At 59.4% G+C, this 22,728-nt stretch carries 27 protein-coding genes; all 27 read right to left on the bottom strand.

What is annotated here, in order from left to right; translation table 11 throughout:
• Positions 1-2 precede the first annotated feature (2 nt).
• Complete coding sequence (locus tag ACIOUG_RS16905) at positions 3-1,238, bottom strand: DNA circularization protein (RefSeq protein WP_401067093.1); 1,236 nt, start codon at positions 1,236-1,238, stop codon at positions 3-5.
• Positions 1,225-3,222, bottom strand: coding sequence for a hypothetical protein (locus ACIOUG_RS16900; protein WP_401067092.1), 1,998 nt, complete (start codon positions 3,220-3,222; stop codon positions 1,225-1,227). The genes ACIOUG_RS16905 and ACIOUG_RS16900 overlap by 14 nt, the downstream gene beginning before the upstream one ends.
• A 130-nt stretch (positions 3,223-3,352) precedes the next feature.
• Positions 3,353-3,649, bottom strand: a complete 297-nt coding sequence (locus ACIOUG_RS16895; RefSeq protein ID WP_003222226.1) for a phage tail assembly protein — start codon at positions 3,647-3,649, stop codon at positions 3,353-3,355.
• Positions 3,646-3,993 carry a phage tail tube protein gene (locus tag ACIOUG_RS16890; RefSeq protein ID WP_007964335.1) on the bottom strand — a complete coding sequence of 116 codons (348 nt, stop codon included), beginning with the start codon at positions 3,991-3,993 and terminating at the stop codon, positions 3,646-3,648. The genes ACIOUG_RS16895 and ACIOUG_RS16890 overlap by 4 nt, the downstream gene beginning before the upstream one ends.
• A 67-nt stretch (positions 3,994-4,060) precedes the next feature.
• Positions 4,061-5,557 (bottom strand): phage tail sheath subtilisin-like domain-containing protein, encoded by a 1,497-nt coding sequence (locus ACIOUG_RS16885; RefSeq protein ID WP_401067090.1) that lies wholly within the window; start codon positions 5,555-5,557, stop codon positions 4,061-4,063.
• A complete protein-coding gene (locus ACIOUG_RS16880) occupies positions 5,557-5,739 on the bottom strand; it encodes a DUF2635 domain-containing protein (protein ID WP_041072263.1) in 183 nt (60 codons plus the stop codon). The genes ACIOUG_RS16885 and ACIOUG_RS16880 overlap by 1 nt, the downstream gene beginning before the upstream one ends.
• On the bottom strand, positions 5,736-6,320 hold the full coding sequence (locus ACIOUG_RS16875; protein WP_401067089.1) for a hypothetical protein: 585 nt from the start codon (positions 6,318-6,320) through the stop codon (positions 5,736-5,738). Before ACIOUG_RS16875 ends, ACIOUG_RS16880 begins: the two co-directional genes overlap by 4 nt.
• A 172-nt stretch (positions 6,321-6,492) precedes the next feature.
• Positions 6,493-7,521: a phage late control D family protein gene (locus tag ACIOUG_RS16870; RefSeq protein ID WP_401067087.1), complete on the bottom strand. Its 1,029-nt coding sequence runs from the start codon at positions 7,519-7,521 to the stop codon at positions 6,493-6,495.
• Between the two features lie 9 nt (positions 7,522-7,530).
• Positions 7,531-7,743 carry a tail protein X gene (locus ACIOUG_RS16865; RefSeq protein WP_401067086.1) on the bottom strand — a complete coding sequence of 71 codons (213 nt, stop codon included), beginning with the start codon at positions 7,741-7,743 and terminating at the stop codon, positions 7,531-7,533.
• Positions 7,736-8,119 carry a phage tail protein gene (locus ACIOUG_RS16860; protein ID WP_047601251.1) on the bottom strand — a complete coding sequence of 128 codons (384 nt, stop codon included), beginning with the start codon at positions 8,117-8,119 and terminating at the stop codon, positions 7,736-7,738. Before ACIOUG_RS16860 ends, ACIOUG_RS16865 begins: the two co-directional genes overlap by 8 nt.
• Entirely contained in the window at positions 8,119-10,329 is a 2,211-nt protein-coding gene (locus ACIOUG_RS16855; RefSeq protein ID WP_401067084.1) for a phage tail tape measure protein, read from the bottom strand. The genes ACIOUG_RS16860 and ACIOUG_RS16855 overlap by 1 nt, the downstream gene beginning before the upstream one ends.
• Before the next feature lie 128 nt (positions 10,330-10,457).
• A complete protein-coding gene (locus ACIOUG_RS16850; RefSeq protein ID WP_401067082.1) occupies positions 10,458-11,039 on the bottom strand; it encodes a phage tail assembly protein in 582 nt (193 codons plus the stop codon).
• 233 nt (positions 11,040-11,272) lie between these two features.
• A complete protein-coding gene (locus ACIOUG_RS16845; RefSeq protein ID WP_016985055.1) occupies positions 11,273-11,779 on the bottom strand; it encodes a phage major tail tube protein in 507 nt (168 codons plus the stop codon).
• Positions 11,779-12,945, bottom strand: a complete 1,167-nt coding sequence (locus ACIOUG_RS16840; protein WP_401067080.1) for a phage tail protein — start codon at positions 12,943-12,945, stop codon at positions 11,779-11,781. The genes ACIOUG_RS16845 and ACIOUG_RS16840 overlap by 1 nt, the downstream gene beginning before the upstream one ends.
• Positions 12,946-12,947: 2 nt before the next feature.
• Complete coding sequence (locus ACIOUG_RS16835) at positions 12,948-13,133, bottom strand: hypothetical protein (protein WP_401067079.1); 186 nt, start codon at positions 13,131-13,133, stop codon at positions 12,948-12,950.
• Positions 13,134-13,224: 91 nt separating this feature from the next.
• Positions 13,225-13,779, bottom strand: coding sequence for a DUF4376 domain-containing protein (locus tag ACIOUG_RS16830; protein WP_401067077.1), 555 nt, complete (start codon positions 13,777-13,779; stop codon positions 13,225-13,227).
• Positions 13,779-16,514: a phage tail protein gene (locus ACIOUG_RS16825; RefSeq protein ID WP_401067076.1), complete on the bottom strand. Its 2,736-nt coding sequence runs from the start codon at positions 16,512-16,514 to the stop codon at positions 13,779-13,781. The genes ACIOUG_RS16830 and ACIOUG_RS16825 overlap by 1 nt, the downstream gene beginning before the upstream one ends.
• On the bottom strand, positions 16,515-17,150 hold the full coding sequence (locus tag ACIOUG_RS16820) for a phage tail protein I (RefSeq protein WP_401067074.1): 636 nt from the start codon (positions 17,148-17,150) through the stop codon (positions 16,515-16,517). It lies immediately after the preceding gene.
• On the bottom strand, positions 17,147-18,142 hold the full coding sequence (locus ACIOUG_RS16815; RefSeq protein WP_401067072.1) for a baseplate J/gp47 family protein: 996 nt from the start codon (positions 18,140-18,142) through the stop codon (positions 17,147-17,149). The genes ACIOUG_RS16820 and ACIOUG_RS16815 overlap by 4 nt, the downstream gene beginning before the upstream one ends.
• Positions 18,139-18,471 (bottom strand): phage baseplate protein, encoded by a 333-nt coding sequence (locus ACIOUG_RS16810; RefSeq protein WP_003222189.1) that lies wholly within the window; start codon positions 18,469-18,471, stop codon positions 18,139-18,141. Before ACIOUG_RS16810 ends, ACIOUG_RS16815 begins: the two co-directional genes overlap by 4 nt.
• Before the next feature lie 14 nt (positions 18,472-18,485).
• Complete coding sequence (locus ACIOUG_RS16805) at positions 18,486-19,094, bottom strand: phage baseplate assembly protein V (RefSeq protein WP_401067070.1); 609 nt, start codon at positions 19,092-19,094, stop codon at positions 18,486-18,488.
• A gap of 3 nt (positions 19,095-19,097) precedes the next feature.
• Complete coding sequence (locus tag ACIOUG_RS16800) at positions 19,098-19,619, bottom strand: hypothetical protein (protein ID WP_401067069.1); 522 nt, start codon at positions 19,617-19,619, stop codon at positions 19,098-19,100.
• Between the two features lie 215 nt (positions 19,620-19,834).
• Positions 19,835-20,680 (bottom strand): putidacin L1 family lectin-like bacteriocin, encoded by an 846-nt coding sequence (locus tag ACIOUG_RS16795; RefSeq protein ID WP_401067068.1) that lies wholly within the window; start codon positions 20,678-20,680, stop codon positions 19,835-19,837.
• A 36-nt stretch (positions 20,681-20,716) separates the two neighbouring features.
• Positions 20,717-20,875 carry a Com family DNA-binding transcriptional regulator gene (locus ACIOUG_RS16790; RefSeq protein ID WP_401067066.1) on the bottom strand — a complete coding sequence of 53 codons (159 nt, stop codon included), beginning with the start codon at positions 20,873-20,875 and terminating at the stop codon, positions 20,717-20,719.
• A gap of 38 nt (positions 20,876-20,913) precedes the next feature.
• Positions 20,914-21,258 carry a phage holin family protein gene (locus ACIOUG_RS16785; protein ID WP_025110861.1) on the bottom strand — a complete coding sequence of 115 codons (345 nt, stop codon included), beginning with the start codon at positions 21,256-21,258 and terminating at the stop codon, positions 20,914-20,916.
• 145 nt (positions 21,259-21,403) lie between these two features.
• Positions 21,404-21,832 carry a tail fiber assembly protein gene (locus tag ACIOUG_RS16780; protein WP_401067064.1) on the bottom strand — a complete coding sequence of 143 codons (429 nt, stop codon included), beginning with the start codon at positions 21,830-21,832 and terminating at the stop codon, positions 21,404-21,406.
• 42 nt (positions 21,833-21,874) lie between these two features.
• Positions 21,875-22,279, bottom strand: a complete 405-nt coding sequence (locus tag ACIOUG_RS16775) for a tail fiber assembly protein (RefSeq protein WP_401067063.1) — start codon at positions 22,277-22,279, stop codon at positions 21,875-21,877.
• Between the last annotated feature and the right edge of the window lie 449 nt (positions 22,280-22,728).

Raw genomic sequence — 22,728 nt, 5'->3', positions numbered from 1 at the left:
GCTCACTCCCTGGACACTTTCACGTCGTTGGGTGAAAAGCCCGGATGGTTCATCGCGTTGCTCTGCGTCACTTGAGTCACCCGTGTGGCATCGGCAAATTGCTTGTAAGCCACAACCAGCGCGGGCAGGCTTTCCTGGAACGATTTGGTGACCTGTCGCACACCGGATGACGCCACTGCCTTGAGATGCGCAATCAGCGCTTCCTTCACATCGTTGATTGCCTGGTGATGTTTGGGATCGGCCTTGTCCAGCATCGGGTCAATTGCCACCCCGACCGCCTTCTGCAGCGCTTTCATTTCGTCGGTCACCGGCACCTCCTGACGAGTCACCGGTTGATCCGCCTGATGCGCCACCGAAGGTGTCGACGACAGCTTCACCGCCGGAGTCGCCACCGGCATCGACGCGACCCACTGCGCCACTTTCACCAGCATGGTGTCCTGCACCAGATCAGCCATGGCTTGCGCCGCCGCGTTGGTGTCCTTGCCGGTGGTGATCTTCGGTGCATCGGCCTTGCGGATGGCTTCGAGTTGTTGGGACACGTCGGCAATCACGCCACGGTAGCCCTCCTTCGCGAATTCCTTGAGCTCCTTGATATCGCCGAGCAGGCCCTTGAACTCCGCCGCCACTTCCTTGGGCAATTCCTTCACGGCTTTGACCAGTTCAGTGATTTGCTTGTACTGCTCGATCAGCGGTTTGAGCTGTTCCTTGATCACCTCATAGACCCCGGTCAGGCTGTTGCGCAGATTGGCAATGCCGATCCGCGCAGCCTTGATCAACGTCATCGCCTGCTCGAAGCGCGCCACCGCAGAACCCAACAAAGTGTCAGCCTTGGCCAACAGAACTTTTTGCGTACTGACCGTGGCGGTCGGAAACGGCAACGGCCGGTCGGGATAGAACTTCAGACTGAACGTCACCAACCCGCCGTCCTGGCGGGTGTGGGTCATGTCGCATTCGCCGACCTTGACTTGCAGGCGTCCCAGCCAAGGGTGCACCAGCTCGCCGCTGCCGGCCTCGAGTGCCTTGAGTAACTTGTCGCGCTGCTCGAGGCAATCGGCACCGATGATGAACGCCGTGATGTCGTGGGTCTTGGCCTGCTGGCCGAGATCCTCGAAATACGGCAGGTCGCGTTGCGGATACTCGTGCAACTGACCTTTGCGGCCGACCGGGGTTTTCGCCTGGTCGATCCAGAACCCGACACCGCGAAACGATGCCGGCAACAAACGGTCACGCCAGTTCATTGGAACCTCCTGCCGACAGCGAGCGATAGCCGATGCGCGAAGACAGCGCCAGGCCCGGTTGATTGGTTTGCGGTTGATCGGTACGCAGCCCCGCCGGGGCATTTTCGAAGCGCACGGTCAGGCCGCCTTCGAGTTGCGTGCGGTTGTTGGCGGCGCTTTGCTGGATCAGGGCGCTGGAGGATTGCGGTAACGTGCTGTTCAGTGCCGCGCCGCCGGCAGGTGCCGCCGTGCTGGTACCGGTAAGGGTTGCGAAGATAGCGGTGAAATTGCCACCGAGCAGTTCTTTGACCTGCCCGAAGATGCCTTGCAGCTTGGTCCACATCTCACCGAACCAGGTCAGCACTGGCTGCCATTTCTGCTGGATCGACTCCAGCGGCGACTGGCTGAACAGATCGCCAAAGACGCTCTTCACCACCTGTGCATCCGTGGTCAACGACGCCCACAAACCGGTGAAATAGCCGGTCACGCCGTTCCAGGCCGCCGTTGCCGACTCCACCGGCAACACGTCGAACACGCTGCGCAGGTTGTCCTGCAACGCGGCCATTGATGCCCTCAGGACATCCCAAAGCGCCGAAAAAACGCCGGCCACGGGTTGCCAAGCCGATTCAATCATCGCCACCGGCGATTGCGTGAAGATCGATCTGACCTGCTCCCACTGCGCTGCGGCGTTACCTGCAACACCGCCAACAAGATTGCCAAACGCATTGTTCAGCGAACCCCAGGCGCCAGTAATCGTCTGCACCGGCGACCAGTTGAACTTCGCCTTGAGCGCTTCCACACCGGTAGCAGCTTTGGCCTGTGCGCCAGCGAAGAAATCACTGACGACATTGCTCGCGGTTGCAAAAGCCTTGCTCATCACTTCACCCGGCGAGAAATCGAATTTCGCCCTGAGCTTGTCGATACCCGCTTGCGCATCCGCCATCGTGCTGGTGAAGAAATCACTGACGACGCTCGTTGCTTTCGCCAATGCCTTGTTCCACACCTCACGCGGTGAGAAAGCGAACTTCGCACTGAGTTTGTCGATGCCTGCTTGTGCATCCGCCATCGTGCTGGCGAAGAAATCACTGACAACGCTGCTGGCTTTCGCCAACGCCTTATTCCACAGCTCACTCGGCGAGAAGTCGAAGGCCGCCGCGAGCTTGTCAGTGCCTGCCTGCGCTTTCGAGACCAAGCCGTTGTAAATATTGACGACGCTGTCGACGCCGGCAAAAAATTCCGCGCTGATCTCTCCCCACGTTTTGCTGATCGATGCGCCCATCGATTCGATTGCCTGCGTGGTCGCCGCAACTCCAGCCTTGAATTTCGTCGAAACGTAGTCCCACATCCTGCCGAAGAATCCGGAAATCGACGCCCAGTTATTGGTAATCAACCGTGCGCCAATCACGATGATGGCCACCGCTGCCGCGATGGTCGCCGCAATCAGCCCGATGGGTGAGGTCAGAATCCCCAGCACCGCGACCAGCCCCATCGCCCCGACTGTCACCACCGTGAACGCCACCGCCGCTGCTGCAAGTCCCTCGACGAGGTATGGGTTGTTCGCAACGAACTGACCAATCGAAGTCATCACCGGCGTCAATGCCGTGACGATTCCATTGACCGCCGGCAATAACGCCTGACCGATTTTCAGCGAGATGTTATCCAGCGCCTTGTTGAATTTTTCCAGGTTGGCCGAGGTTTCCCCCTGCACCACCTTCGGCACTTTAAGACCCTTGAGTGCCCTGGCTTTCTTCGCCAGCGCATCCTGCGCTTCGATGGCTTTTTTGATGCCGTCCTGAAACGGCTTGAGCAAACCACCTTCGGCAATGAAACCGGCCACGTCCAGCGGCTCGAGGCCGCTGTCTTCCATGCTTTTCTTGAATGCTGCGACCTTACCGCGCAGCCCCTTCATCTCGGTCTCCATTTTCTCGGCGCCCTTGAGCACCACGAGCATGTTGACCGTGACGGGAAAGTTCTGCGGGATCAGGCTCAAATTTGTATTCGCCATCACTGCACCTGCTGCATCGCATTGATCCGTTGCGCGTGCTCCAGCGATTCGCGGAGCACATCCAGTGGCCTGGCCATCATCTGTTCGGGGTCAACCTTCCAGAACCAGGCCAGGTCATAGGCGACTGCGATCAGGTCGGTGATGGCTCCGACGCCGCACTCATGAAAAAACTCGCAACGGCCCAGCTCAGCGCGTTGAGGTCAGCCAGATCGAGCTGGTTGACCGACGACGGTGGAATACCGGCGCACACGGCGATGTATTTGGCCGCCACGTCCATGTCGAGGCTGACTTCTTCGCTCTTGTCGATCTTGTACGGCAGCGCCTTGATCGCTCGCACTTCCTGCACCGTCGGGCGGCGCAGGACGAGTTCGGTCAGGGGCTCGCCGTGAGCTTCGATCGCAACCTGAAGCTTCACGGCGCCGCTCATTGCCAGGTCCCCTTGATGCCTTCGAATTTCAGTTCGATGGTGGCGTCATCGCCCTTGGAAACCGGTTCTTCGACCAGATAGGCACCGGCCAGCACGTAGACTTTGCCGTTGCTGAATTCGCAGGTGACGGTGATGTCGGTGCCTTCGATCAGCTTCTTCAGCGGGAAGTCGGCGGTGTGCAGCGCGGTCACTTTGAACGACGGCGCGACATCGGTTTCCTTGTAGAAACCCGGCACGACGGTTTCGCGTTTGACGGCCATCAGCGGGGCTTCGCAGCCGCCGTTGATAGTCAGTTGTGCACCGTCGACTTTGACGTAGCAGGTGCCTGCAATCACTTGACCCATGGTGTTACTCCCTTCAAATAAAAAAGCCCACCGGAGTGGGCTGAATGCTTACGGCCAAACGCGCTTATCAGGCCGCGTCGTCGTATTGCAGACGGAATTGGTTGAGCAGTGCGAACACGCGCAGACCGTTGATGTAATCCGGCGGGAACAGCACGTTCACGCGGCTCGGGTCCTGCACGTCGCGCTCGACGATCAGGTGCTCGGCGAACAGCTCGGCGTTCTCCACGTGGCCTTCCAGTTCCAGCTTCGCGTACTGGGCGATCAGCTCGCCGCGAATGGTCGCCGGAGTGACGATCGGCTGGCCGGCGCCGAAACGGGTGCCATCGGAGGCCAGTTTGTGGCGACCGTATTTGCTGGTGATCACGCTTTGCAGACGACGCACGATGAACGCCGACTGGTGCATGGTTTCGCTGTCCAGGTAGGAGTTGTCGGCCTGACCGTAAGCGTTCTTCTGGTAGGTGGTGATCGAACGCTGGATGCGCACGTAACCGCCTTCGTAGTACGCAGTCGCGATGCCGTAGTTGAGCAGCGACTGACGCTCGGTCAGGGTGAAACGCTCGCTGGCCGGTGCCGGATCGACACCCGGCAGGCTGCCGCTTTGGGTCGGACGGCTGGCGTCGGCGGAGATGAACACCGCGGTGCGCGCCGCCAGTGCTGCAGCTTGTACCCAGAACGGTTGCGGTACGCCCGGTTCCAGCGCCTGAATGGTCATGTGCTGATCGTTACGTGCCTGGCCGGCAGCAACCAGCGTGCCGACGGTGCCGCGCTTGGCGCTGTAGACGTGACCGAACAGTTGCTTGGCCCACGACCAGCGACCGGTGCTGTCATCCATCACTGCTTGCCAGGTGTTGAGGGTCGACAGATCCGACCATGGCAGTGCGATGAACTCGAACGGCTCGTCGCCCAGTGCGGCAACCGCAGCCACTTGATCCGGCACACCGGCGCCGCCGGTCATGGCGGTGATCGCCGTGGTCAGGCCGGCCGGGGTTTCTTCGCCGTTGCTCTTGCCCAGGCGATTGAACTGCAGGCTGATGTCGTTACCGCTGTCGCCGGTCCACTTGGCGTTCAGGGTGACCACACCTTCGGCAGCCGCAGCGCTGACCGGCAGATCGGCGGTGGCGTTGATTTTCTGCGCCAGTGCAGTGGCCGCCTGAGCAGCGGTGGCACCGTTGACCACGGTGGCCTGCACCCGCACACCAGCGACGTACAGGTTGAGCACGCCAGCCTGAGTCGCGGTGCCGGTCAGGGTCAGCACGCCTTTGGCGATCGCGCCTTCAGCGTTGTGCAGCGGCAGGCACCAGATCTCGCCGATCGGGTCGGCCTTGCGGAAGGTTTCGTACATCGAGGCGAGCATCGAGCCCTGACCACCGATGCTTTTTGCCAGCGCAACGCTGGAGACCAGCACCAGTTTGCCGACTTCGCTCGGGGCGATGTTGTCGTTGACCTGAGCGACGATCAAACGGCGCATGGTCGAGCTCGCGCTATTGGCGGCCGAGTTGTCCATTTCGGCATAGAACAGCGGTACACGAATGTCCGCGGGGATGTTGCTGAATCCGATCGCCATTATTTGGCTCCCTGTGGTTTAGCCGCTTTTGCGGTTTTGAGTGTGATATCGCCGTCGGCCAGACGTCGGCGCCACCAGGCGCTGTCCAGCACTTCACGGCCTTCCTTGGGCAGCAGATCGCCCGCTTCCGGGTCAGGCACGGCACGGCCAGCGGCCGGCAGTACGGTGATGCGATTGCTCATGGGGTTACGTCTCCAGAGAAAGTCAGTTCCACGCGCCCGTCAGGGCCCGGGTGTTTCAGGTTGGGGTCGGCCGGGTCGATCGCATCGACCCGCACGGTGACCCCGGTAAAGGACGACAAACCGTCCAGTTCACGTTCGTGCCAACTCTCCGCAGGCTGACTGGGCAGATTGCGGCCAAGCTGGAACTCGGCAAAAAAGCGCAGCCGATAGAAGGCACGGCTGCTGTTGATCGAGACCATTTCGCCGCCGTCGTAGACGATGGCGCTGTAGTCGCTGCCCGGCTTGAACCCCACCAGCGCGCGCCACAGTTCGGCGCGCAGGTCGTGCAACAGATCCAGCGCTTTTGTGCCGTCCGTGGCGTCAAGCGCGAGGACGATTTCAAAGCGGTCACGGATCGGTTGCGCGGTGAGGTTTTGTGCAGTGCTGGTGCTGGCCAGATCGGCCAGCGGCAGCACATGGGCCGAGGGTGTCGGCAGATCGGCGTTGCCTTGCAGCAAGGCCAGATCGACACCCACCGCAATGTGGTTGGCAAGGCTTGGGCATTGCGCACGCAGTTGCGTGAGGATCGGGGTGATCTTCATGGTGGTGTTCCAGAGTTGAATGAAAAGCGGTCTGCAGAACACTGCAAAACCTGTGGGAGCTGGCTTGCCAGCGATGGCGGTGGATCAACCGGCATCTCTTTTGAACGGGCTGGCCTCTTCGCGGGCAAGCCCGCTCCCACAGGGATCTTCATCGCAGTGACAACGCGGGGAATCAGTCCTTGGCTTCGGCTTTCGGGTCGAGGCCCGCGGCATCGATCACGCAGCGATAGCTGTTCTCGCGATTGCCACTGGCGGTGACTTTTTCGATCGACCAGCGCCCACGCATGAAGTCCGGCCAGGTATCGTCGAGCAACACCAGACCTTCGGCCGCCAGCCGTGGATTGCCGGGACAAGTGATTTTCACCTTGTACTTCTGCCGGAGCATCTTGCGCACTTCGCCCTCGCCGACGGCGATCGCATCGGCTTCAGTGGGTTGCTTCTGGCGCAAGGTCTTGAACGGCGCAAGTCCCGTTTCAACCCAGCGCAACACACCCGCGGCGCCATCCCAGAAACAGGTCTTGCAACCCTTGGTCTGCTCGCGGGCAGACTCCTCCAGCGTGGCGCTGACAAAGGCGTGATCGCCGGGACGGTTGTTGCTGGTCACCGACAATGTCACGTCCGCCAGCACCTGGCCCGACAACGATTTGGTCTGGCCGGGACGGGCCAGCACGTACACGTCGTTGTAGGGTTTGGTTACCGCGTTGTACTTTTTCGCCAGGCGCGTCAGAAAGCTCATATCGGTTTCGTTGGACTGGTCGACATGCTCGATTCTGATCATGGCCACCTCGGGCGCGACACGCGGTGAAAAGCCATGGCTCGACACCAGCTTGCGAAACAGCGCACCCAAGGTGGTCGGGCCATGACTGGCCGTGCGGCGTTGCTTGAAGCCCGTCTCATCGTCCTTGCTGAACGGCGCCGCCGTGGCCACCAGCGTCAGGCGAAACGGGAACAGCGTCGGCGTCAGGCGTGTCACTTTGAACTGGCCTTTATCAACCATTCCCGACTCCAGATAACCGACCTCCAGGCCGATTTTCCCGCCCAGGTCCGGCAGCCCTTCGAGGCCTTCAAGATCAATCGTCAAGGTCAGCTGATCGGACTCGAAACCGGCTGCATCAATGTGTTCCCAACTGATCAGGCGTTGATTGAGCAGGGCCGAATGGGCCCCGTAGAGTCTTACCGCCGGGGTGAAACCCAGTGCCATGCAACCTCCTTAATCCCAGGCCGTGAGCGGTCTGATCGTGGCCGGTTTCGAATCGAGTTCCGGCAACGTGACCCAAACGCCCGCAGGCAGGATCGGGCCGTGTTCGGCCAGGGCCGGGTTGAGTTTCCACAGGGCCTCCTCGGCGGTGTCATCACTGCGCCCGGTTTCGCGGTAGAGCAGCAGATTCACCGAATCACCGGCCACGCTTCGGACCTTACGCATTGTTGAACTCCGTTAATCCGACCACCCACTTGATCACCATCGCGGTACCGTCATCGATGACCTCGCTCTGGTTTTCGTCGATGCTGTTGATCCGCCACAGTCCCCAGTTGCGACCAATACCATCAATCAACGGCAGCGGCACCCGCTGTGCCTGAAGTGCGCGTAATTCATCGAGTCGATCCATGGCCACGGCATACATCGAGGTGCCGCTGATGGTCAGCGATTCCGCTTTCTGCCCGGTCTGGCTGGACTTGGGTTTGCTGGTCAGGATCTGTATGTCGCTCCAGCCACCGTCGGACTTTCGCGCCAGTGTGCTGTAGGCGAAGTTGCGCGAGAGGCCGAAGATGAAACTGCCCAGCGCCATTTGTTGTTTCATCAGGCGACTCCATCGGTCAGGGCTGCGTCACGGCGGGTGGCGAGCGGGTTGTTGGTCAACAGCGGCAGGAACTGGCCGTGGAATTGCCCGCTCAGTTGTTGGCCGATGATCGTACGAATCTGCTCGGCAGTATCTGGCGCCGGACAGGTGACCTGGATCAGTGGGGAGAAGGTGACTTGCTGGTTTTGATTTTGGGTGGGAGCGTTGACCAGATTCTTTGCGACCTCTCCCGGCGCAGCGAGTTTATCGGCGGGCGGACTGGCGAGTTTTTCCCCCAAGTAGGACCCTGCGAGTCCACCTACAACACTCCCGATGGCCGTACCGACACCCGGAAGAATAAGCGAGCCGAGAAACGCGCCAATAGCTGTACCCGCCAGCTCACCTTTTGCGCTTCCCACCGCTTTGTCATCACCTTCACGCAAGCCTTTCAGGCCTGTGTATGCCGCATGGGCGACCATCAAAGGTGCAGCGACTTTACTCACCAAAGGCATAGCCCGAGACAGCATCGGCATGACATTCGCACCTGCGCTACGCACTGCGGGCAAGACCTTGGCAGCCGTGCTTTTGATGGCGGGCATGACTTTGAGCGCTGCACCGCGCAAGCGATTGCCCAGGCTTTGGCGCACAGCTGGCGTGCGGGGCTGAGCACTTTTCGCAGGTGGCTTGGCTCGTTTGCCTTGACCCGACCCGCGAGCTGATCGCTTCTTTTTTCGACCGCCACTGCCGTCATCGTCACCGTCGATCATATCGCCGATTTCGGACGGTAAACGCGCTGCAGCCAGTCGCAATAGCCTCGTGGAAATCGCATCGAGCACTGAAGACACACCGGTCTTCAATGTGCCTGCTACGAACGGCGTGGCAGCCGCCCCAAGCAACGTCAGTGCAGCTGTGACGAACGGGAAGCTTTCGGCTGCGGCGCTCAGTCCATTGACCACCGCCGTGAGCGCGACGGCAAAGCCATCTGTCACCGGGGCCAATGAGTTCCCGACTGCCGTGGACAGCCTGTTGAGACTCGCATCCAGCGCATTCCAGCGCCCCTGCGATGTATTGCCATAAGCCCCCGCGGTTTCTGCCGCCGAGCCTGCATCCTCACCGCGTTTGGATGTTGCATACAGGGACTTGTCAGACACCAGCTTGAATGCAGTTTGAACATCCTCTGGCTTCTTCAACAATTCAAGGATCGCATCATTGTTGCCAAACAGCGTTTTTGTCAGCGAAGCCTGTTTCTCTTCCGGTTGTTTCTTGAGCTCTTCCAGAACCAACCTGATCGTTTGGGGTGCGTCGTCGCTCATCCCACGCGCTAACGCCTCGGGGTTCAGACCCATTTCGGCCCAGGCCGAGCGCTGCGCCGATGATGCGGACTCTCCCTTGCCCAGAACCGTCGTGAAACTCTTCAGCGCCGCTCCGGCATCTGCCTTGCTAGCGCCACTGTTGAGAAACGCCGCCGCAAGCGCAGCCACTTGCTCGGGTGTCATCCCTGCAGCTTTGGCGCCCTCACCGGCGCTTTGAACGACGCCACCGATATCAGCGGTTTTGACGTTCAGCCCACTGTTGCCAAGGTAGCTGGTCGCGTCTGCCAGATCCTGGCTCTGCACCCGATCAAGCTTCAGAGCGGTGCGCCAGCCCGACAACATTTCGCCAGCAGCCTTGACATCGATCTTGAAGGCCGAGGCATTGATGGCGGCATCACGTGAGAAGTCCTGTAATGCCTCTTTTTTCTGCTCGCCCTCCAGACCATCACTGATGCCGGAACGCAGCGCCGCGAGTTGTACTTGCAACAAATCCGCGCCAGTAGCCCCACTGGGGGCAACCCGTTTATCACTGGCGATTTCCAGGTTGTTTTCCGAAAGTGCCTGAAGCGATTCGTTGCTCAGGTGCAACACCTGATTCAATTCAACCAGCGCGGTCTCGTTAGCCATCGCCGATTGCAGCTTTTTCGGTGGCGGACGCTGCTCGATTTCCGCCTTGAGTTTTGACTTCGGCTCACTGTTGGCAGCTGGTGCTGCCGCGACGACCTTGAACAACGATTGCTGGCTGACCAGCAACTCGCGCAGCTTGATCTGCTCCTGAGTCAGCAAGCGAATATCAACGCTTGCCAGGGACAATGTCAGGTTCAGATCCTGTAGTGATTTGCCGAGGTTGGTCGGCAGCGCGTCCGCCGTATTGCCACTCTCACCGGCGTATGCGAGCGCATATTTACTCTCTGCCATGCCGCTCTACTCCTGTTTCACGCCAAGGCGAGTGATCGCTATGTCGTAGCGGCGCAACGCCTTTTCGGCGTCCCACTGCAGAATCTCCGCTTCACCTACCGGGTAAATGAGCGGGACGATATCGAGGATTACTTCGATGTCGCGTTCCGAAAGTAGGCCGCCGGCTGGTTTAAAAAATCGTCGATGCGCACCTGCAATTGGGTCCAGTCAGGGACGCTCAGCTGGGCCAGATCGGGGATCATCAGGCCGGTGCAATGGGCAGTGATGAACTCGGCGCGTTCCTTGGCCGTTTTCAGTTTCTTCATCACTTTGGTGGCGCGCAGTGCGGGCATTTCCAGCGACAGCGAGGTCACGGTGCGGCCAGTCACGGCGAGCGGTTGCAGCAGTTGCACTTGGTCAGGATCGTCGGACTTTTCCGCGTCCTCGACCTGCTCCAGAAAGTACGACGCCGGACGGGTCGACATCTCGTGCACGTACTGGGCGATGCTCACGTAGTCCGGGCGTTTCAGCTGGTCGAGTTCCTTGACCGACAGGCCGGTGGCGAGCAGCGCCAGTTCGAAGAACTGATCGTCTTCATCATCGCCGGCGCGTTCCAGCGCTTCTTTCTGCGCGGCGTAGAACAGTGGCTTGAGCTGGATCTGCTCGATCTGCGCGCCGTCGTCACCGGTAATCGGCGACAGCAGGTCATGCTTGGGTGGCATCCACGACATGTATGAATTCCTTGGTGATTCTTGAGGGGGTGTTGCAACACTTGCGAGACGGAGCCTTCGTGGCGAGGGGATTCATCCCCGATGGGCTGCGCAGCAGCCCCGACTTCTGGATGGGTGCGTATCAGCTAAATCGCCAACTCAATGTTGGGGCCGCTTCGCGACCCATCGGGGATGAATCCCCTCACCACAAAATCTCCTTCCCACAAGTTTTGGTGCAGGGCTCGCCTACAGCGTTACGGCATCAGTACCGCACGACGCGCATCACCGAGGATGTCGACGCCGTTGAGCACGAACTTCTGGGTGCGCACGTCGATGTCGATCACCGGCACGCCGTTTTCTAGGCGGTTGTAGGTGCGGCAGGACAGCTCCAGGTTGGTCTTGGGTTTCTCGCCCATTTTCACCGCGGTTTCTTCAAGGGATTTCAGCTTGCCGCCGACCGTGTGATAGGTGAACCAGGTGTTGCCGTCCTGATCCTGACCGGCTTCACGCACGTTCAGCAGGATGTCATCACCGAGCTTCACGCCCAGTGCGAGCATGACTTCGGCACCCAGGCCTTGCAGGGTCAGCTTGGCGTTGAGCGCTTTACCGCCCTTGGCCATTTCTTCGACGATGAAGCGGCCGCCACGCATTTCTTCCACGTCGAATTCGATCTTCGGCGGAGTGAACTCTTCAACGGTTGCCGACAACGGCAGGCCTTGCAGGGTGGCCGCGATGGCCTGTCTTACGCGGTTGGTAAACATTAGAGAACGTCCTCCAGGAACTGCTCGATGATTTCATCGCGGGCGTTGAGTAGAAAAACCAAGTGTTCGAGCGGCGCGTAGCGGCCGTAATCGATGACCACGTACCAGGTGCCGTTCTTGTACTTCTCGACGCTGTTGAGTTCCGGGTGCAGATAGACGCTGCCGCCAGGAATGGTTTCGTCGGCAACCAGGGTCTGCAGCCAGTCGTTGATGCGCTTGACCTCCTGATCCATGAAGGATTTGGTCAGGTTCTTGGCCATGGCTTTCTGGCCGGCCTTGACCAGCTTGCGGCTGATAGCATCTTCGAGGCCGACGTAGCTGATGAACTTGCCGGTGATCGAACGGTTACCCAGCAGCGAGAAGCCGCCGAGCACGGTGCGGGCGTAGTAGCTGACACCGTAGCGGTTGAGCAGATCGCCTTCGGTGGAGGTGTCGAGGATGTTGTATTCAACGACACGGGACACGTCTTCGGCGTAGGTCACCTGGTTGCCCGGGCTCTCCCACTGCTTGACCTTCGCCAGCGCGGCAATCGCCAGGCTCGACGGCGCGAGGAACACATTTTTCTTTGCCGCTTTCGAGTACACGGCCGGCATGTTGTGCACCACCAGGCAACGGTCGAAACCGAGGTCGGCGCCGCCCAGTTCCTGGCTGTAAGTCACTTGATCAGCGACCGAGGCATCCTTGCCATCCAGCACCACACGGGCCTTGATGCGTTTGCCGAACGAGGCGAACTCGCTGGCCACCGCTTTGGTGCCGGTGAAGCCCGGCGCGCCGATGATGGTCAGGTCTTCCGGGACACTGCCCAGTGCGGCCAGACCGAGCTTGCGGCCGGTGGTTGGATCGACACCGCCGATCACTGCGTTAACGGTGTCGGCCGGGGTCGCGCCCGCTTCGACGATCACCACGTACACCGGCACCTTGACCACTTTGAGGATCTGGTAAACCGCGTGGTACAGCGTGCCCTCTTCGGCGCCGGTCGGATCGAGCAGCGCGTGAGTGGTGAAGCTGTTGATGCGGAACGGTGCGTTGCGCGGAATCAGCGGATCGGCTTTCGGCGCGGTGCCGACCAGACCGATGACGTTGTCACCCAGGCCACCCATGGCCTCGGGGGATTCGGTGGCATTGACGGTAATGCCGTTGTGCTCGAAGTTCAAAACCTCAGCCATGGTTAGTCAGCCTTCTTGGCAGCGGCCTTTTTGGCCTGGGTGGAGGGTGTTTTCAGTTCCAGTCGACCGGCGCTGTGCAGGGCACTGGCTTCGACGTCGAGCAGATCAAGGTCTTGACCGACGCTCGACCAGTGCCCACCGCCGGTGGGGAATGGGACGAGCACGGTGTAGGTTTGGCGGTTTGCCATTTTTCGTTTCTCCATAAACGGGAAAGCCCCTCGTGGGGAGGGGCTGGCGGGTAAGAAAACGCCCCGACGGTGCTGGGCGTTTATTGAAGCGTCACAATCCGGGCTCAGGCGCTGGTGGTACATCCGGCCAGCCCTCAGTCAGCATTTCAGGACGATAATTTCCACTATCGATTGCCAGCAGCAGCTCGCGCTCGCGATCAAAGCAAGCCTGAACATGAGCGCGTACAGCCTTGGCAATTTCGAGAATTCGCGGCACATCAATTTCGACAAAGCCATTGGCTGTCTTGAAGTTGCATCGATACTCGGGGTCGACAATTGCCGACAAGCCCATTCCGGCAATCAGCGTCTGGCTCTCGCGAGTGGTTTCGATGGTTAATCCATCGACGATGACGCCACCGGCTTCGTGCATAAAGCGTTCGGCGGCAATAGCGACCGCTTGAGTTTCAGGCGAGGCTGTTATCGGTAGCTCGGGCGAAAACAACCACTCACCGTCGTGCTCCTTCGCCAGCCAGCCTTGCCGGGGAAGTGGGTCGAGATGATCGACACACACCCACACCAGCGTCGGTGGGTATAGCGTCGAAATCTCGTCGTTGGTCTCGATTTGCTCAACGACCGTGTCGGCATAAATGCGTACATAAACGCTCATCAGGTCCACTCCTCGATAATCACGATGCCGTCACCACCATTGCCACCTTTGAAGTTGTACGGACACGACGGCTTGGCCAACGCACCTCCGCCACCCGCACCGGGATTCACCGCCCCCTCACCTTCACGACTAGCGCCGCCCGAGGGGTTGCCACCCGGCCCAAACATGCTGAGACCTCCTTCGCCGGAGGTACAAAGCGACAATGTCGGCCCGGTTACCCCGCCGCCGCCTTGGCCATTGGCATTGATCGTTGAACCACCTGTTGCGAGCTCGGAGTTGGGGCTTCGGCCAAGTTGCAGAGGCGGCACAATGTTGGCCGAGAATCCTCCACCGTATCCTCCTGGTGCAGCGATTCCGGCAAAAGAGGTTGTTCCCCCATTCAAGCCGATATTGGCAACAACGCCCGCGCCCCCCTTACCGAGAGTGATCTGCTGACCGTCGAAACCCTGAGTCAGCCACCCCTCGGCGTAGGCGCCAGCAGATCCTCCGCAACCGGCGGAAAGCTGAGTATTGGCAGTAGAGACTGAACCACCGCCGGCACCACCTCCACCTTGCAGTCTGTATTTGATCTTTTTGGTGCCGGGCCCCGGCAGATAAATCTCGTTTGCCTTGAAAACCCGGGTTCTGAGATAGCGACCCGAAACGTTGCGAACTTCGTCAACCAACGAAGCGATGTCGATGTTTCCCTGATTGACCGGTGCGTTCCAGGCTTTGATGCACCACATGACGGCGATGTTTCGAGGCCTTGACCGCATGAAGTCCACGCCGATATAGGCGGTACCCGGAGTCTGCACTCCATCCATGTTGAGCCCTTGCGAGGCAGCAGTAGTCGTGCCATTAACCGTCACGGACTCGACAACCGCCGGAGTCGTGTCGTACTCAAGCCCAAGAACCCTCACATGTTTGGGGTCATTCAGGTTCGGGATCGGCAGATTGACACCGTCACCATCGCCATAAGTTGCGGTGCCTACTTGCCAGCTACCAATTGCCCGCCCCGTGTCAGCACCACGCCCATGATCCCAACCACGGAGAAACTCACCGCGCGAGTCCGGCAAGCGGAAGTTACCCGCGCCCTCATCGCCCTTGTTGTAGGTTGTGCCCAGATAACCCGCCAGATCCGGATAGGTCGCAATGCTCTGCACACTGCCATCCAGCTCCAGATAACCAGGCGCGACGATGCCCGTCGGGAATGCCAGAACAGCACCTACCGGAACAGCGGATTTTAGTCGTTCGACTTCCTTGGCCAGTGCGGCTACATCGATGGTTCCCTGATTGACCGGGGCGTTCCAGGCTTTGATGCACCACATGACAGCGATGTTGCGTGGGCGTGTTTCCGTAGCAGCACCAAAGTTGTAGGTCCTGACGCGACCTATAGTCAGTTCGGCGTTATCACCTTCCGTACGCAAAACCCAGTCTGCGGCCGTGTCTTTCAGCACAACCGTTGGAGTCTCCCCATTTGGGTCGACAGCCTGACCACCTCCCGAGCCCGTCGGAATGGAATGGTAATGCGCCTTGAGACTGTCCGACTGAATGCTACCGGCGGCACGCCCCGGATCCACCCCACGCCCATGATCCCATCCGCGCAAGAATTCCCCACGCGCCTCAGGCAACCGGAAGTTCCCGACACCCTCGTCCCCCTTGTTGAACTTGCCACCCAGATAAGCGCTCAAGTCCGGGTAAGTCGCACTGCTCTTGACGCTGTTATCCAGCTCCAGAAAACCCGGCGGCGGTGCATCTACCGGGAACGCAACAATCGAACCCACCGGCAATGCCGATGCCTTGGCAATCAACGCCTCGACTTCAGCCTTGGTGTAGGAATCCTTGATCCCGAACCCGGCCAGCGTTTCAGGATTGGCACCCGCAGTCGCCCGGCCATATTCATCAACCGTGAGACTCTTGTAAGTCCCGGCCGCAATCCCCGTGCGCCCGGCGAGCATCTTGAACGTCAGCGCGGTGGTGCCGAGGGTGATCGGCGCATTGGTGGTCAGGTGCCACAGCGAATCGCCGTTGGCCGTCCCCTCCTCGACCATCACCGTCAGGCCCGGCGTGACCTTGGCGCTGGTATTGGCATCAGTCGCCCGCACCCAGTCACCATTGGCGACGATCCACAGGCCGTTGTCCTTGACCAGCGTCTGACTCGGCAACAGCACACGGTCGCCGGCAATCACGGCGACACCGTCGATCTGCTGGGCGCCGTTCAACACGACATTGCCCGTTGCAGCGACGCGCACCGATTGCTTGCCATCCAGCTTGCCGAGTTCTTCGGCCAGATAGCTCATGACCCAAGCGCGGGTGGCCTTGACCACGGTGTCATCGATCAGCAGCGTTACCAGCGACGCATTGCTGGTCTCGAAAATCGAGCGAATGTAGAACTCTTTGCCCGAGCCCGACGTCGCCAGCACCGGCTTGAACGACTCCGGATATTTGACGATGGCGTAGAGAATCCCGGTGTCGGTCCACAGCCCGGCTTCACGCACATACCAACCGCCAACGTCCGGCGGAATGGTGACTTCGGCGAGCAGCCAGCTCGGGTTCTTTTCGTCCTGGAACAGGGCGTTGAGCGGCCCGCGCCAGACTTCGCGTTTCAGCGCGGTGGCGGTCGCGGCCGGGTTGTAGACCGAGCCGCCGCCGTCGCCGACGGAAATCTGCGTCAGCTTGATCGGAGTGCCCGCGGCCTTGCACGCCGTTTCGTAGGCAATCCCTGCGTTGGTGAGCAGGGTGTAATAGTCAGCCATTCAGGCCCCCTGAGGATAAATAGTGGATGTTTCGACGGTGTACATCGCGGCGGCCATGAACGCCTCGCCAGAGGTTTCAAGCCCTTCGATGAACACCGGATAAACCGTCGTCAGCTCACCGCAGAAAGTCGCAGCGGCGATGCAATGGCTGCCGAATGCGCTCAAGCCAACCGTTACCGAAAGAATGTCTCGCTCGCTCTTGGCATCGGCCAGGCGTCGGTCGAGACGGGCGTCGATTTCTGCGCTGTAGGGTTGGTCGCTGAAGGCGCGCACGCTGAAGCTGTAAGGCACGCCGGGCGGCGTCTGTTCGTACCAGGCGCGGACTTCCGGGCGCAGTTGCAAACCCTTGGCCGCGTTTTCCAGCGCCTTGCGAGTGCCGGCCTGGCGCGCGGTGGGCCAGGCCAGTTCGACAGTCAGGCGCTTTTCCGCTTCCGGCGCGCTGGTGCTCCATTCGGCGACACCGCGATCCGCTGCCAGATATGGCAGGAATGCGACCGGTGTTTCGCTCGGGTTCATCAGTTCGGGGAACGGCGGCGCGATGCGATCAAGCAGTGCGCCGAAGCCCAGATCCAGCCCGCGTTCGAGCGCCGAGCTGTTGGCCGGCAATAAGGTCGGGCGTTGAGTTGGCTCACTCATAGCGTCAGCACCTCGACCTCGACCGCCGTGCAGTACGGCGCCTGAAACGCTGTGGTCACGATCGGCGCCAGCGGCTCAAGAATCTGCAGTTGCACGGCACCTGCGCTGTGCAACGTGTAGTCGATCCAGCTCGGATCGACCCGCCCTTCGAGGCGATGGCAACTGTCGGCGTAGGCCTGCAATTGCTGTTGCGCGGCGACTTTGGTCAGGCCCGAATCGGGGCCGGAATTGATCTTCGCCACCACGCGAATCTTGTAGCGTTGAATGTCGGCTGCCTTGACCGTGACCAGGTCAGTTTCCGGTCGCACATCAGGGCGGGCGAAGTGCTGACGCACGCCATCGAGCAGGTCTTCCGACGGTGTCCCATCACCCTCCCGAGCGAGCACCGTGACCTGCACCTCACCCGGCGCCGTGCGGCGACCGTTGCCATCCTTGACCTGCGCGGCGAGGCCGTCCGGGTTGAAGGTGTAGGTGACATTCACCACACCCGCATCCGTCGATTCGACCTTCACTGTCGGCCGTTCACCGAGGGTGAACACTTCGCGGCGATACTGCATCCGTGAACCCGCAGCCGGCGCATGCGGCGCCAGGTAATAACGCAACCGCGCGTCGTCGTCGCTTTCGTAAATCGCGGGTACCGGCGGGAATGCCGCCGGGTCGCCCGGATCGAGCAACTGCCGCTCAAGGCCCATGTCTGCCAACCGTGCATCGAGGTTGCTGCCGGTCGCCCGCCACGCCAGCATCTGCTTGATGCGGGCGTTGTATTTGCGTTCGTGGGTTTGCAGCCGAACGCAGAAGGCTTCCAGCGCCAGGGTCAGCAATTCGCTTTCGTTATCGAGGCTGGCCTGGAGTTTCGCCGCGCTGTCCGGCGCCCGGGCGCCGACGTACTCGACGACGAAGGTCTTGAACTCGGCAAGCAAGTCTTCGAAGGCGTCGACGGTGATCAGCGCCGGTTCGGCCAACTGATTCTGGCCGGGGATCAACATGCTCATGTCACTACCTCGAAGGTCTGTTGACGGTTTTTCCAGGTGCCGGCGAAACGCAGCAGCAGACCGGCGCCCTGACGGCTGGCGACGATCACGCTCGGCTGAAAATCGCTGATCCCGTTCTGCGCGTTGTAGAACGCCTGAGCCGCGTGGCTCTGCGCCAGAAGCAGAACGTCGTCACCGAGGTTCTGCCCCAGCAGCGTTGGGATCAGCGAGCCATAAAGGGGCCTTTTTTGCCGGGTGCCCAGCGGCGTGGTCAGGGCTCGTGTCGCGCGCTGCACAAACTGCAGCCAGTCGTCGACCGTGGCCCCGGAGTCTCTATCGATTCCGATCATGGGAAGCTCTTGATTCAGGGGCTGATGACGCGGCCCTGGTGATCCACCAACGGGCCGCTGAAGTGCACGCCCGAGGCGTCGATGTTCAGGCCGACGCCGCCCAGTTGCAGGTTGATCAGCTGTGGCGTCATCGTCAGTTGTGCCGGGCCGATGCTCAGTGCAAGCGACTCGCGAGAACCACTGAATGCGGCCGGTCCGTTCTGCCAGTGCAGGGTGTGCGTGGCGTCGTCGTAGCCGCTTTCGCTGCCGTCGACATGCACCCGGCGCGTCAGCGTCGGTACCGTCGCCGTCGGCGGAAAGCGGTCACTGTTCAAGCCGAACAACGCCACGCTCTGCGCCCCGCTTTCGCCGCTGCCGTAGTTGAACAGCAGGCACTGCTCGCCGACGCTGGGAATCCGCGATTCGCTCTGCGCTCCGGCGCTCGGGTTGAAGAACTTGATGGCTGGCGTCAGCAGTCCACCGTGACTGACTTGGCAGGTGTTGCTCGCGGCATCGACGGTCTGACAGACGCCGATGCGACAGAAGCTCTCGGCGCGGCGGTGCAGGTCGTCGATCTCTGCTTCCATCTCCGCCAGCCGCTCGATGATTGGCCCCAGTTGCATGCGCAGTAATGCATCGAACATCGTTCAAGCCTCCAGCGCGGTGTATTGGTCGGGGTCGTCGATGTCGCTGACTTCCCAGGTACGGGCGAATTTCGGCGTGCCGAGCGGGTCGTCGAGCAGGGTCGGGCCGAGATAGAGGGTCTGGGTGAAGGTCAGCGTCCACGCCTTGTATTGCTGGTCGGCGCGAATAAGCATTGACGGCAGACCATCAATGTTCATCGGCAGATCACATTGAGCACCGGGCAGGCCCCAACGGTTGTCGGTGATCAGGTTTTTCAGTACGGCGATCAGATCGCAGGCGGCAAATGCGCTCGCAGAAAGTGCCGGAATGACTTGCAGCGACACCGTCATGACGTGGGCGATACGCCCGTCAGCGGCCCGTGCGCCCGGTGCATTACGGTCGAAGTCGATCAACGCCCAGGCTTGAGCGCCGGGTGCCGTGAAGTCATCGTGATTGCCGACCTGCAGATTGAGGCCGGCACCGTTGCGCAAGGTTGTCGCCATAGCCGTGAACAGCTGCGAAGGCTGCTGGATCGGTGCGGGCATGCATTGACCTCCTTTTCAAATGTCCACGCGCAGTCCCGCCGCATCAGTTGCAGGCAAAAACGTGGGGGGCTGGCTGATTGCGATAATGATGTGAGAGGGCGGAGCCAACGTGGCTTTTTATTGGCTGCCAACGAGAATAAAACCGCCACATGGCGGAGCAAAACTTAAATATAAAGGCCCCGTTGCTACACGGGGCATACATCATTAGTTGTACGTCAGAAGGTCCAGAGAACTTTACTCAGAGGCAAACTCCAAGTGCTGTTATCCCAGTGGTAAACACGTTTCGGCAAAATGGTTGGAGTAAAACCAAATCGAGCCCAGACCGGTTTTTCACTGACAATGGAAAAGCTTCCATTTGCCTGAATCTTCGCAATCGCCCCAGGACGACCAGCCGTGCCGGTAAACCAAAGCGGTGTATTGTTCGCGCCATAGATCACGAAATTTCCGTCCTCCTGCATCACGGCACGAGTGGCGCCCTTGTTTTGTGTCCAGCTCGCCCAGAGAACACCGAGCGGTCCGTTCGAAACGACCAGATTACCGTCCGACTGGAAGACCAGCGTAGTACCACCGACCACATACCGTCGATCAACTTCGAGAGTTGTCCCCGCTGGAATATAAGTCGATTCCACAGAGGGGCTGATCGGGATGGCAGAGTTACTTGCCCAGACCGGGATCGAGTCGATCACGACGAGATTGCCGTCATTTTGCAGAGACAAATAGGCCCGACTGTAAGCTGCCCAAATATCAGCGTTAAGCGGCGTGCTGTTGGCAGTACCCCACATACGGCCGCGCGTTGGATCATTGAGAAACGCGTAATACATCAGGTAAAAATAAATTTTTGAGTTATCAATCTGTTTTCCGGAACTTGTATACGGTTGACCGGCAATCGCCACCCAAACTGTATTGCCCCCCTCATAAATGGCCAGATTGCCATCGGGCTGGACAATTAACTTAAAGCGCTTGTCCGGTGATTCAAGATATTGTCCAGCGGACATCTCATGCAGAGGCAGCAAAATCGAACTGCCGTTTGTAGTAAACGGGTAGCGTGGTAGCGTAGCCATATATTCACCTATTGATCGATTGATTATTGTGGGCAGTCAATGCTGCGTTGGATCGCTCATAGGCGGGCTGACGAGACCTCGAGTCTTCGTGTGATTCAATGTCCTGCACCGAGGACATTTGATTTGCACTTGATGAAGTGCATCTACTTTTGCAAGTAAACGATTGCATTTACCGCAACGAAAATCGCTCAGCATGAATTGAACTCCTTCTCAAATATCGCTGTAACGCTCCTTTACTCTTTGTTTGTATTGCCAGGCGGGACTTCGCAAACGCCAATGCGCTTTGCAGCCCAGCGTTCGTACAGACCGATGGCGACGTCGGCCCCGGCCATGGCGGTCAGGCAGCCGAAGGCGCCAGCGGCCCAGATCGACAGCCCGGCGGCGTACAGCAGCATGATCGCCGAGACGCCGCAGATCATGCAGGCGCCGGAGCGCAGGGCCAGACGCCGCAGCAGTGACCAGCCACGGGCGCCCTCCTTGTCCGCGCGCCACATTTCGCCGGACACCCCGCCGACCACGGCAAGGAGGATGACCAGCCAGATCGGCATGTCCGCCAACGCTTGTTGCTCGTTTGTCATGTCACGCCTCCTGGTTTCAGTTGATGAGTGATGTGTGTTGGGTTCAAGCGATGTCTCTTCAGGTAGGCATTCCAAAAAGCCCGGCACTGAGGCCGGGCTTTTCAGTAATGCGCTCCCGCTGACGGGGTTGACGCTTATCCCTGAATCAGAACGGAGCCACTGGCCAGTCAATCGTGTAGGGATAGCCAGCCTGTTTTTTCACGTCGCTGACTGCAACGTAATATTGCTGATAAGCGAGCCAAGCGGCTTCTTCCTCTGGCGTGGCAACACCGAGATTCACTTTGTAATTGACCGGGTTGATATCAAGCCAGCCAGCGGCTACACCGAGCCGCTGTCGTACAAACAGCATTACCTGATCTACATGGTCTTGATAAGTTGGCTCAGAAAACTCCCAGCCATTCGCGCCGTATGTAGCCTTCCAGCCCACTTGAACGACGGTGTCGATTGCAAATCCGGACCAACTGCCGGATATGCCCGGGGGATTGGTGTCAGGCTGTTCCTCAGAGACCTGAATCATTACGGCTTTGGAGTACGCAGCAATGTTGCTCATCTCAATGAAAACGTATTTCTTCATATTATTTCCTTATAAGATTAAGTTCTCGATGCGCCGCAACGATTAGTACGGCGCAACAGGCCAGATGATATTTGTCGGATAGCCGGACTGTTTCTCAATGTCGCTGACAGCGATGGAATACTGCTTGTGAGCCAGTAGCAACGCCTGTTCTTCTGGGGTAGCTACACCGGTTTCAACCTTGAAACCCAAGGAGTTCAAGAGCAGCCAGTTGCTGGCAACATTGAGCAATTGCCATTTCTGCGCCTGAGCTTCGTTGCGATAGTCTTGGTCAGTGGGAGCTGTAAATGTCCAGGAACCGGCAAATTCTGCTTTCCACCCAACACGAATTTCCGTGTTGCCTGTGACATCTACCCATGTCGATCCCGGCGAAAGAGTTGGATCGGGCGCGACTTCGCTTTCTTTCAGTTGAGTGACTTTGTTGTATTCAACTAGTGCATAGAGATTCATTTCATACTCCCGGTTTTTGCTCATGAATGCCGCGATGAAATCAGGCAGGCATTCCAAAAAGCCCGGTTATTCACCGGGCTTTTCAGTAATGCGCTCCTTCGCCTTCCTTCAAATCCTGTATTAGAGAAGGAAGCTGACTTTTCGGCGCTACTGGCGCGGTACGAGTCCATTCAAATTGTTTTTCCGACCGCGGTCCCTACCCGCCGGATAACTGCTTCTGGTGCTTTACGCTGCACACCCGGGTCAGTTGCCAACCCTCTGAACAGATGAGGCCGGTTCAACGCTTCCAGTTAATGTGGAACTAAAGAGCTGTTGTTGCCAGCCGCTTTGTCGAGCGGCTTGGTGGCAAGAATATGCATGGATGCATATACAGTCAATGCATAAATGCATTTATTTATGCGCAATAAATGCACCGACGCATGAAGGCCGCATAAATCAAGGCGTTGGGG

Source organism: Pseudomonas sp. NPDC087803 (assembly GCF_044742995.1).
Taxonomy (GTDB): Bacteria; Pseudomonadota; Gammaproteobacteria; order Pseudomonadales; family Pseudomonadaceae; genus Aquipseudomonas.
The sequence above is the reverse complement of the archived record's forward strand: the minus strand, read 5'-3'. Positions and strand labels throughout refer to the sequence as shown.